This is a genomic window from Streptomyces sp. NPDC029041 (assembly GCF_040637515.1).
In the GTDB taxonomy this organism is placed as follows: Bacteria; Actinomycetota; Actinomycetes; order Streptomycetales; family Streptomycetaceae; genus Streptomyces.
Window position 1 is genome coordinate 446,667 of record NZ_JBEZWO010000001.1, and the last position, 11,299, is coordinate 457,965.

Annotated in this window: 9 protein-coding genes; 6 read left to right on the forward strand and 3 right to left on the reverse strand. The window is 72.2% G+C overall.

Going from position 1 to position 11,299, the window contains the following annotated elements:
- Positions 1-408: 408 nt before the first annotated feature.
- The 5 genes from AB0F04_RS01920 to AB0F04_RS01940 all read left to right on the forward strand — a co-directional run bounded on the left by AB0F04_RS01920 (position 409) and on the right by AB0F04_RS01940 (position 5,746).
- Complete coding sequence (locus AB0F04_RS01920; RefSeq protein WP_362036674.1) at positions 409-1,323, forward strand: alpha/beta fold hydrolase; 915 nt, start codon at positions 409-411, stop codon at positions 1,321-1,323.
- A 192-nt stretch (positions 1,324-1,515) separates the two neighbouring features.
- Positions 1,516-2,385, forward strand: coding sequence for a hypothetical protein (locus tag AB0F04_RS01925; protein ID WP_362036676.1), 870 nt, complete (start codon positions 1,516-1,518; stop codon positions 2,383-2,385).
- A 74-nt stretch (positions 2,386-2,459) separates the two neighbouring features.
- Entirely contained in the window at positions 2,460-2,585 is a 126-nt protein-coding gene (locus tag AB0F04_RS01930; RefSeq protein ID WP_267889763.1) for an LPFR motif small protein, read from the forward strand.
- 99 nt (positions 2,586-2,684) lie between these two features.
- Positions 2,685-5,084, forward strand: coding sequence for a Tex family protein (locus tag AB0F04_RS01935; RefSeq protein WP_362036678.1), 2,400 nt, complete (start codon positions 2,685-2,687; stop codon positions 5,082-5,084).
- 113 nt (positions 5,085-5,197) lie between these two features.
- Positions 5,198-5,746 carry a putative glycolipid-binding domain-containing protein gene (locus AB0F04_RS01940; protein WP_362036680.1) on the forward strand — a complete coding sequence of 183 codons (549 nt, stop codon included), beginning with the start codon at positions 5,198-5,200 and terminating at the stop codon, positions 5,744-5,746.
- On the opposite strand, the gene AB0F04_RS01945 is transcribed toward AB0F04_RS01940, so the two are convergent.
- Together AB0F04_RS01945 and AB0F04_RS01950 are read right to left on the reverse strand one after the other, a co-directional pair.
- Positions 5,743-7,383: an ABC-F family ATP-binding cassette domain-containing protein gene (locus AB0F04_RS01945; RefSeq protein WP_362036682.1), complete on the reverse strand. Its 1,641-nt coding sequence runs from the start codon at positions 7,381-7,383 to the stop codon at positions 5,743-5,745. The two genes, AB0F04_RS01940 and AB0F04_RS01945, sit on opposite strands and share 4 nt — an antisense overlap.
- A 28-nt stretch (positions 7,384-7,411) precedes the next feature.
- Positions 7,412-8,434: an oxidoreductase gene (locus tag AB0F04_RS01950; protein ID WP_362036684.1), complete on the reverse strand. Its 1,023-nt coding sequence runs from the start codon at positions 8,432-8,434 to the stop codon at positions 7,412-7,414.
- A 67-nt stretch (positions 8,435-8,501) separates the two neighbouring features.
- On the opposite strand from AB0F04_RS01950, the gene AB0F04_RS01955 reads away from it, so the two are divergent.
- Positions 8,502-9,452, forward strand: a complete 951-nt coding sequence (locus AB0F04_RS01955) for an FAD-dependent oxidoreductase (RefSeq protein WP_362036686.1) — start codon at positions 8,502-8,504, stop codon at positions 9,450-9,452.
- Between the two features lie 102 nt (positions 9,453-9,554).
- Here AB0F04_RS01955 and AB0F04_RS01960 read toward each other — a convergent pair whose 3' ends face one another.
- Positions 9,555-11,279: a BCCT family transporter gene (locus AB0F04_RS01960; protein WP_362036689.1), complete on the reverse strand. Its 1,725-nt coding sequence runs from the start codon at positions 11,277-11,279 to the stop codon at positions 9,555-9,557.
- Positions 11,280-11,299 lie beyond the last annotated feature (20 nt).

Sequence of the window (11,299 nt, forward strand, 5' to 3'; positions counted from 1 at the left end):
CTTCGGGGTACACCTCGCGCTCGGCATGCTCGGCGAGCGCCCGCTGGATGCGACCGACGGAGGAGTTCCGTCCCTTGCGCCTGCCGGTGGGGATGATCAGGCCGGGCTGGCTCAGGCCGACGGATTCGCCGCCCGCTCGGCCCAGGGGAGCACGGGGTGGAGCATGTCGTCGGTGACGACCGGCGGCCGTGCTGGCCCTTGCGGGCCGCCGCGTCCCCACCCGGCGGCCCCTGGGGTCTGGATTCACCCGGGCCTGAAGTCGGCACCGATGAGAGGACGAGCACCGGGATGACGTATCAGGATCGACACACTGCGCCGGGCAGGGTGATCTCGGAGAAGGCGCAGACGGACGATGCGGGACCGTCGTCGGGGCTGGAGCAGGACGGGTCTGCCGAGGAGTCCGTGCGGGTGCAGTCGTCAGGAGGCGCGGAGTTCGTGGTCCGGCTACTGCGTGCGGAGCGGCCAGACGCCCCGGTGGCGCTCGTGGTACCGGCGATGGGGGCGCGGGCGCGGTTCTACGCTTCCTTCGCCCGCGGGCTGCTCCGAGGCGGCCTGCACGTGGCGGTCACGGACCTCCGTGGCCAGGGCGAGAGCACCCCGGTGGCGGGCCGCGGAGTGGCATACGGATACCGGGAGATGGTCGATGACGACCTACCCGCGGTCGCCCATGCGGTCTCCGCCGCGTTCCCGCGTTCGCCGATGGTGCTCATCGGGCACAGCCTCGGCGGCCAGCTCGCGCTGCTCAGCAGCGCGACCCGGCTCACCGGGGTGCACGCCGTCGTGCTGACGGCGGCCGGGTCGGTCTATTGGCGGGGGTTCGGCTCGGTACGCGGGCTCCGCAACCTGGTCGGCAGCCAGCTGCTCGGGGCGCTCGCCACGGCGCTCGGCTACTGGCCCGGGGAACGGCTCGGCTTCGGTGGCACCCAAGCCACGGCAGTGATGCGGGACTGGGCGCGGCAGGGCCGCACCGGCCGCTACACACTGCGAGGGAGCGACACCGACTACGAGGCGGCGCTCGCGCGGCTGAAGCTTCCCGTCCTCGCGGTCGACGTGGAGAACGACAGTCTGGCGCCGCCCGGCGCGACGGACCATCTGCTGCAGAAGATCCCGGCTGCTCCAGTGAGCCGGTGGCACTACTCCGAGGCCCTTGCCGGCAGCCACCGGTTGGACCACTTCCGGTGGGTCCGGCACAGCGACGGCATGAGCGCGTACATAACGGCCTGGATCTCCGGCACGCTCACCACGCGGCAGGACGGCGCCGCACGGCAAAGCCCGCAACCGGACCCGGCCGGTGAAGGCCGCCCCGACGGAGGAGGAGACTGAGGTGTTCACCGGCGCCGGCACGCTCTCGCACCGTTTGTTCACCGTCCGGAGTAAGCCCTCCCTCATCCACCCCTTGCTCGATTCAGCGCGCTGATCCACCGGGAAGACGATCTCGCCGAGCAGGCAGCCCCTTTCCTGCCATGCGGCGCCCACCCATGGAGCACATACCAAGCGGTTGGTAACCTGCCGGGCATGACGACTGCCGCTCTGGAGCCGCGCGCCGGCCGACGCTGCCACACCGTGCTCAACTCCCTGCACGCGACGCACTACTTCTCCCCCGACCTCGGGCGCGAGCTGGGCGCCGTCGGGGTGACCGACCCGCGTGCCGTGAACTTCGCCGTGCGGGCCGCCGCCTTCGGACCGGTCGGGGCCGGGGTCGTGACGGCCGCCTTCTACAACTACAAGCACGAGCTCGTGGCCCGGTACGTGCCGGCGGTCTGGGAGACCGCCACCCCGGGACAGGTCCTGGCCGCACGCACGCGTGCCGTCGACGCGACACTGCGCCGCCTGATCGGCGAGGAGGCCCTGGCATCGGCGGAGATGGCGGAGGCCGCCCGGCTCGCGCTGCGCGCCGCCGAGGCCTGTTCGCGCGCGGCACGGCCGCTGTACTCGGCACACGCCGACCTGCCCGTCCCCGAGGAACCGCACCTCGCCTACTGGCACGCGGCGACCCTGCTGCGGGAGCACCGCGGCGACGGGCACCTGGCCGCGCTGATGTCCGCGGACCTCGACGGCCTGGAGGCGATGGTGACCCACACGGCGACGGGCAAGGGCATGGCTCCGAAGTGGGTGTGCGCCACCCGGGGCTGGAGCCGGGACGAATGGAACGCGGCGACGGACCGGCTGCGCGGGCGGGGGCTGCTGGACGCCTCCGGCGACCTCACCGAGCGGGGCGTAACCCTGCGCCGGGAGATCGAGGAGGAGACGGACCGCCTGGACCGCGCCCCGTACGAGCATCTCGGCCCGGACGGAGTGGCCCGGCTGACCGAGCTGGGCGGGGTCTTCGCGCAGGCGGCCTTGGGGGCGGGGGCGTTCCCGGCGGATCTGATCGGCAAAGGGTGACGCATAGTGACGCGTCTGCGAGGTACCCGCACTCCACCGGCCGACGAGGTCGGGAGTGGAGAAAGGGGAATTTCGTGTTCCGTGCTATCGCAGACGTGCTGCGCCAGATCGGTGGCGCCATCGCCACCGTCGTGACCCTGCCCTTCCGGGCCCTGGCCCGGCTGTTCGGCGGAGCCTCGTCCTCCACCCGCAGGGCCTGATCCGCAATCCGACCTGCCGGGTGCCGCCCTGATCCCCATGTGCCGGTGCCACCTGCCACAATTGCCGCGCAACCTCAGCGGAGAAGGCGGTACGGGATCGTGACGACACCCGGGTCCAACGGGTCCATCAACGCAGTGTCCATCGAAGGCAGGATCGCCGGGGAACTCGGCGTACGGGAGCGGCAGGTCAGGGCCGCCGTGGAACTGCTCGACGGCGGTTCCACGGTGCCCTTCATCGCCCGCTACCGCAAGGAAGCGACCGAGATGCTCGACGACGCGCAGCTGCGCACCGTCGAGGAGCGACTGCGCTATCTGCGGGAGCTCGAGGAGCGGCGGACGGCGATCCTGGAGTCGGTGCGCGAGCAGGGCAAGCTCACCGAGGAGCTGGAGGCGAGCATCCGGGGCGCCGAGACGAAGGCGCGCCTGGAGGACATCTACCTCCCGTACAAGCCCAAGCGGCGCACCAAGGCGCAGATCGCCCGCGAGGCCGGGCTCGAGCCGCTGGCGGAGGGGCTGCTCGGCGATCCCACCGTGGACCCCCTCGCCGCGGCCGCCGCCTTCGTCGACGCCGGCAAGGGCGTCGCCGACCCGCAGGCAGCCCTCGACGGCGCCCGCGCGATCCTCACCGAGCGGTTCTCCGAGGACGCGGACCTGATCGGCGAGCTGCGCGAGCGCATGTGGGTGCGCGGGCGGCTCGCCGCCAAGGTGCGGGAGGGCAAGGAGGAGGCGGGCGCGAAGTTCGCCGACTACTTCGACTTCGCCGAGCCGTTCACCGAGCTGCCCTCGCACCGCGTCCTCGCGATGCTCCGCGGCGAGAAGGAGGAGGTCCTGGACCTCGTCCTGGAGCCCGAGGAGCAGACGGACGGCCCCTCCTCGTACGAGGGGATCGTCGCGCACAAGTTCGGGATCTCCGACCGGGGCCGGCCCGGGGACAAGTGGCTGAAGGACACGGTCCGCTGGGCGTGGCGCACCCGCATCCTGGTCCACCTCGGCATCGACCTGCGGCTGCGGCTGCGTACGGCCGCCGAGGACGAGGCGGTGCGGGTCTTCGCGGCGAACCTGCGCGACCTGCTGCTCGCCGCCCCGGCGGGCACGCGCGCGACGCTCGGCCTGGATCCCGGCTTCCGTACGGGCGTGAAGGTCGCCGTGGTCGACGCGACCGGCAAGGTCGTCGCCACGGACGTCATCCACCCCCATGTCCCGGCCAACCGGTGGGACGAGGCCATCGCCAAGCTCGCCCGTCTCGCCAAGGAGCACGCGGTCGAGCTGGTCGCCATCGGCAACGGCACGGCGTCCCGCGAGACCGACAAGCTCGCCGGGGAGCTGATCACCAAGCACCCCGAGCTGAACCTCACGAAGGTGATGGTGTCCGAGGCCGGCGCCTCGGTGTACTCGGCGTCCGCCTTCGCCTCGCAGGAGCTGCCCGACATGGACGTTTCGCTGCGCGGCGCCGTGTCGATCGCCCGCAGGCTCCAGGACCCGCTGGCCGAACTGGTGAAGATCGACCCGAAGTCGATCGGCGTCGGCCAGTACCAGCACGACCTGTCCGAGGTGAAGCTGTCGCGTTCGCTGGACGCGGTGGTGGAGGACTGTGTGAACGGAGTCGGCGTGGACGTCAACACGGCGTCGGCCCCGCTGCTCGCCCGGGTCTCCGGCATCACCTCCGGGCTCGCCGAGAACATCGTGGCGCACCGGGACCAGAACGGGCCCTTCAGGGCCCGCGGCGAGCTGAAGAAGGTGGCGCGGCTCGGCCCGAAGGCGTACGAGCAGTGCGCGGGCTTCCTGCGGATCCCCGGCGGCGACGACCCGCTGGACGCGTCGAGCGTGCACCCCGAGGCGTACCCGGTGGTCCGTCGCATGGTGAAGACCGCCGGGCAGGAGGTCGCCTCGCTGGTCGGCAACACGGGCGTGCTGCGCTCGCTGAAGCCGCAGGACTTCGTGGACGAGAAGTTCGGTCTGCCCACGGTCACGGACATCCTGAAGGAGCTGGAGAAGCCCGGCCGCGACCCGCGGCCGGCCTTCAGGACGGCCGCCTTCAAGGAGGGCGTGGAGAAGATCTCCGACCTGTCGTCCGGGATGATCCTGGAGGGTGTCGTCACGAACGTCGCCGCGTTCGGGGCGTTCGTCGACGTCGGTGTCCACCAGGACGGCCTGGTGCACGTCTCCGCCATGTCGAAGACGTTCGTGAAGGACCCGCGGGACGTGGTGAAGCCCGGCGACATCGTCAAGGTGAAGGTGCTCGACGTCGACATCCCGCGCAAGCGGATCTCGCTGACGCTGCGCCTTGAGGACGAGGCGGCTGCCTCGCAGGGCCAGGGCGGGGGCTCCGGTGAGCGCCGGCAGCGGGGCGGGCGTCCGCCGCAGCAGCGGCAGGGTGGGCGTGGTGGCGGCCGTGGCGGTGGCGGCGGTTCGCGTCAGGCACCGCCGCCTGCCAACAGCGCGATGGCCGATGCGCTGCGCCGCGCGGGGCTGGCGGATCCCAAGGGCGGCAAGCGCTGACTGTTTCTTGGGCGAGGCCGTGGGGAGCTGCGGGCCGGTTGTGGCTGGTCGCGCAGTTCCCCGCGCCCCTGGGAGAGAGGCGCTTCGCGCCCTTTCCGTTCTAGGGTTGCCGCATGCGTGCCATCACCTGGGAAGTGTCGGGAAGCCAGGGGTTCGAGACCGCCTGGGTCCAGCTCGGAGAAGGCGTGCTGCGGGCGCGTGGGCGGGCTGTCGGTACCGTTCCGGAGCCGTACTGGATCTCGTACGAGCTGGAGACCGCCGAAGGATTCGTGACCAGGCGGTTGACTGTCACGGCGGAGGCCGAGGCCGGGACCCGCGCACTCGATCTGCTCCACGACGGTCACGGCCGATGGACCGCGAACGGCGAGCCGCTGCCCGATGTCGGCGGTGCGCTCGACTGCGATCTCGGGCTGTGTCCGCTCACCAACACCATGCCGGTGCTCCGCCACGGGCTTCATCAGGTGCCCGGCGAGCGGGAGTTCCTGATGGCCTGGGTGTCGGTGCCGGACCTGACGGTGCGGCCGTCGCGGCAGACCTACACGCATCTCGGGCCCGGGCGGGCCCGGTACTCCTCCGGCGGCTTCCGCAGCGATCTCGAGTTCGACGACGAGGGATACGTCGTCGACTATCCGCAGCTGGCCAGGCGTCTGACGGCCCGCTAGCGCTCCGTCACCTTGCCGTCGGCCACCTCCAGGCGGCGGGTGACGTGCACGGCGTCCAGCATGCGGCGGTCGTGGGTGACCAGCAGGAGAGTGCCCTCGTAGGCGTCGAGGGCGGACTCCAGTTGCTCGATGGCCGGCAGGTCGAGGTGGTTGGTCGGCTCGTCGAGGACCAGCAGGTTGACGCCCCGGCCCTGGAGCAGCGCCAGCGCGGCCCGCGTGCGCTCGCCCGGGGAGAGGCTCGCCGCGGGGCGCAGGACGTGATCGGTCTTGAGGCCGAACTTGGCCAGCAGGGTGCGGATCTCGACCGGTTCGGTGTCCGGGACGGCCGTACGGAAAGCGTCGAGCAGCGACTCCTCGCCGTGGAACAGTTTGCGGGCCTGGTCGACCTCGCCGAGCAGGACGCCCGAGCCGAGCGCGGCGTGTCCGGCGTCGAGCGGGACCCGGCCTAGGAGGGCGCCGAGCAGGGTGGACTTGCCCGCGCCGTTCGCGCCCGTCACCGCCACCCGGTCCGCCCAGTCGATCTGCAGGGAGACGGGGCCGAGGACGAAGCCGTCCCGGCGCACCTCGGCGTCCCGCAGGGTCGCGACGACGGCGCCCGAGCGCGGGGCGGACGCGATCTCCATCCGCAGTTCCCACTCCTTGCGGGGCTCCTCGACCACGTCAAGGCGCTCGATCATGCGCTGGGTCTGGCGGGCCTTCGCGGCCTGCTTCTCGCTGGCCTCGCTGCGGAACTTGCGGCCGATCTTGTCGTTGTCGCTGCCCGCCTTGCGGCGCGCGTTCTTCACACCCTTGTCCATCCAGGACCGCTGCATCTGTGCGCGGTCCTGCAGCGCCGCCTTTTTGTCGGCGTACTCCTCGAACTCGTCGCGGGCGTGCCGGCGGGCGACGTCGCGCTCCTCCAGATAGGCCTCGTAGCCGCCGCCGTAGAGGTTGATCTGCCGCTGGGCGAGGTCGAGTTCGAGGACCTTGGTGACGGTGCGGGTGAGGAACTCCCGGTCGTGGCTGACGACCACCGTGCCGGCGCGCAGGCCGCTCACGAAGCGTTCCAGGCGCTCCAGGCCGTCCAGGTCGAGGTCGTTGGTCGGCTCGTCGAGGAGGAAGACGTCATAGCGGGACAGGAGCAGGGAGGCGAGTCCGGCGCGGGCCGCCTGGCCGCCGGACAGGGACGTCATCGGCTGGTCCAGGCCGACCGCGAGACCGAGGGTGTCGGCGACCTCCTCGGCGCGTTCGTCGAGGTCGGCGCCGCCGAGGCCGAGCCAGCGTTCCAGGCTGGTGGCGTAGGCGTCGTCGGCGCCGGGCGCCCCGTCGACCAGGGCCTGGGTCGCCTCGTCCATGGTGCGCTGGGCCTCGGCCACGCCGGTGCGGCGGGCCAGGAACGCCCGCACGGTCTCGCCGCGCCGGCGGTCCGGCTCCTGCGGGAGGTGCCCGACGGTGGCGGTCGGCGGGGACAGGCGCAGTTCGCCCTGCTCGGGTGCGGTGAGTCCGGCGAGCATCCTGAGCAGCGTGGACTTGCCCGCGCCGTTGGCCCCGACCAGCCCGATCACGTCGCCGGGCGGGACGACCAGGTCGAGTCCGGTGAACAGGGAGCGGTCGCCGTGGCCGGCGGCGAGGTTCTTGGCGACGAGGGTGGCAGTCATCAGGGCGCCGATCCTAGTCGCCGCCCGCTCACCGCCGCACGGCCGCCACCAGGACGCTTCCGGCGGTGCGCGCCACGACGAACGACCGGCCCCTGGCCGTCCCGGGGTCGAGGGCGAGGCGGTGGCGGCCCGCTTCGAGGACTCCGTCGAAGATCTCGTGGGTGTGGGTGCGGGAGAGCCGGTCGAGGCGGTACGCGGTCAGGGTCACCCGGCAGGCGGAGGTGACCTCGACGTCCGCGGAGCCGTCGGTCGCGGTGAGGCCGGTGAGGCGGCGCTGCCCGGCCGGGCTGCGGTCCAAGGCGTGTTCGGTCTGGGCGACGAGGAGCGGCACGATCGGGGCGAGACCGTCGACGTGGGCGACCGGGACCCCGGCGCGCTCGAAGGCGCGGCGGACGGCGGCGCGTTCCCGCTCCCCGGCCGCGTGACCGAGGACGACGGCGCCGTAACCGCGCAGTTCGTCGGCGGGTACGCCGTCGGCGTCCTGGGCGATGTCGGCGCCGACGCCGATGGTGCGCAAGGCGGCGGCCAGCTTGGCGAGGACGGCGACGCGGGCACCGATCAGCAGGACGCGGCGCCGGGGGTCGGGCGCGGAGCCGTCCAGCAGGGCGCTCAGCGCCGCCCGGTACTCGGCGCCGCGGAAGCGGAACGGGCCGATGCCGTGGTAGCCGTTGAGCTCCAGGTCGGCGTGTTCGTCGGTCTGCCAGGCGAAGTCCCGCCAGACGAAGTCCTCGCCGTCGCCGCGGATCACCGCGGTGACGGCGCCGCAGGCCAGGTCCTCGCACTCGGGACAGCCGTAGACGACGTAGCGGCCGCCGGGCAGCGGGGCCGGGCTTTCCAGGAGCAGGCTGCGGACCTGCGCGGTGAAGATCGCGGGCGGGACGTCGGAGGCGAGCGGGGAGACCGCGTCGAGGTCGGAGAGCCGGAACAGCAGTGGGCGTCCGTCGACGATGAAGTCCACGAAGTCCCGGTGGACCTGGTAACCACCGTCGTTGCGTACTCCCCCGGCCCGCATCGCGGGTGCCAGGCCGAAGGTCGCGTACTCGGCACACATACGGTGAGTATCCCCACACTGCGCGTGATGTGAGCACGGCCTATGGGATTCCGCTACGGTCCGGGGCATGACGCGTGCAGCGAGTGGCGAGATCGTGGTGGTGGGCGGCGGGGTCGTCGGGCTGACGACCGCCCTGGTTCTCGCGGAGCGGGGCCGGCGGGTGCGGGTGTGGACGCGGGACGCGGCCGAGGCGACCACTTCCGCCGTCGCGGGCGCGCTGTGGTGGCCGTACCGGATCGAGCCGGTCGCGGCGGCGCACGTGTGGGCGCTGCGGTCGCTGGAGGTGTACGAGGAGCTGGCGGCAGGGGCCGAACCGGCCGGCGTACGGATGGTCGAGGGGGTGCAGGGCGAGGTCCTCCTCGACGAGGCCGACGCGTGGCTGGCGGGCCGGGTGCCGGGGCTGCGGGCGGCCACGCCCGAGGAGTACGCGGGGACGGGCCTGTGGGCACGGCTGCCGCTGATCGACATGCCCGCCCATCTTCCGTGGCTGCGGGAGCGGTTCGTCGCTGCGGGCGGCGTGGTCGAGGCGCGTACGGTGTCCTCCTTCGCGGAGGTGGACGCGCCCGTCGTGGTCAACTGCACGGGGCTCGCCGCGCGGGAGCTCGTGCCGGACCCCTCCGTGCGGCCCGTGCGCGGGCAGTTGGTCGTCGTGGAGAACCCCGGGATCGACACCTGGCTGGTATCCACCGACGCGGCCGGTGAGCACGCGTACCTGTTCCCGCAGCCGGGCGGGCTCGTCCTCGGCGGTACCTCCGAGGAGGACGTGTGGTCGCTGGAGCCCGACCCCGCCACGGCCGAGGCGATCGTCCGCCGCTGTGCGGCCCTCAGGCCGGAGATCGCCGGCGCCCGCGTGCTGGGGCACCGGGTGGGCCTCAGGCCCACCCGGCCGGCGGCCCGGCTGGAGCGTGACGCCCTGCCGGACGGGCGGCTGCTGGTGCACAACTACGGCCACGGCGGCGCGGGCGTCACCGTGGCCTGGGGATGTGCGGAGGAAGCGGCCCGACTGGTGTCCGGCTGAGCCGTGCGGCTCTGCCCGAACCGCGACGGCGGCCCGGGGTCTCGGACCCCGGGCCGCCGCTGCCGTTCGGTTCGGTTCGGTGCTTGCCGATCGCCGTGCGGATCAGTGCTTGCCGATCGGGTCTCCCTCCACGTCCGGGCCGCGGCCCGGGCCGACGCGGAGCTCGAACTCGCCGTCGTACTTCTTGTGGCCTTCCATGACGGCCATTTCGACGGCCTCGGAGCCCATCTGCTCGCGCACGATCACCGGGTCACGGCGCAGGTCGCGCATGAGGGCGACACACATGAAGATCATCACGATCACGAACGGCGCGGCCGCGAGGATCGTGAGGTTCTGCAGACCGGTCAGCGCGTCGCCCTGGCCGCTGCCGACCAGGAGCATGATCGCGGCCACCGCTCCGGTGACCACACCCCAGAACACGACCACGAAGCGTCCGGGTTCGAGCGCGCCCTTCTGCGACAGGGTGCCCATGACGATGGAGGCCGCGTCGGCGCCCGAGACGAAGAAGATGCCGACGAGGATCATCACGAGCAGGCTCGTGACCGTGGCGACGGGGAACTGCTGGAGCACGTCGAAGAGCTGGCCCTCCGGGGTTGCCTCCTTGCCGAGCTGCCCGTCCTCCTGCATCTTCATCGCCGAGCCGCCGAAGATCGCGAACCAGATCAGGCTGACCGTGCTGGGCACGAGGATGACGCCGCCGACGAACTGGCGGATCGTACGGCCCCGGCTGATGCGGGCGATGAACATGCCGACGAACGGCGTCCAGGAGATCCACCACGCCCAGTAGAAGACGGTCCAGCTGCCCAGCCAGTCGGCGACGCCCTTGCCGCCGCTCGCCTCGGTCCGGCCGGCCAGCTGGGGCAGGTCGCCGAGGTAGGCGAAGACGGAGGTGGGCAGCAGGTCCAGGACGATGATGGTCGGGCCCGCCACGAACACGAACAGCGCGAGGATCAGCGCCAGCACCATGTTGGTGTTGGACAGCCACTGGATGCCCTTCTCCACACCGGAGATCGCGGACGCGACGAAGGCCAGGGTCAGCACCGCGATGATCGTGACGAGCAGCCCGGTGCTCACCTTGTCCATCCACTTCAGCTCCTGCACACCGGAGCCGATCTGGAGCGCGCCCAGGCCCAGGGAGGCGGCGGAGCCGAAGACGGTCGCGATGATCGCGAGGACGTCGATGGCCCGGCCGACGCCGCCGTTGGCGTTCTTCCTGCCGATGAGCGGGGTGAAGACCGCGCTGATGGTCTGGCGGCGGCGCCTGCGGAAGGTGCTGTAGGCGATGGCGAGACCCACCACGGCGTAGATCGCCCACGGGTGGAGCGTCCAGTGGAAGAGGGTGGTGGCCATGGCCGTCTCCATGCGGTCGCCGGAGTCGGCCGGGTCGGTGCCCGGCGGGGGCGTGCCGTAGTGCGACAGCGGCTCGCTCACGCCGTAGAACATCAGGCCGATGCCCATGCCGGCGCTGAACATCATCGCGACCCAGGACACCGTGCGGAACTCGGGCTCCTCACCCTCCGTACCGAGGTGGATACGGCCGTAGCGGCTGATCGCGAGCCAGAGGGCGAAGACGACGAACCCGGAGGCGGCGAGCATGAACGCCCAGCCGCCGTTGTGCATCAGCCCGCCGAGCATGCTGGTGGAGACGTCCTCGAGCGAGTCGGTCGCCGTCGCGCCCCACACCACGAAGGCGAGGGTGAGGGCCGCCGTGACGCCGAAGACGATGCGGTCGGTCTGCGGCCGGTCCTGACCGGGCAGGCCCGCTTCCGACCCCGGCAGCGCGGCTCCCTCCGGGGAGTCCTTGTCGGCTGGTCGTTCTTGCGTCACAGGCGGAACCTTTCATCGGG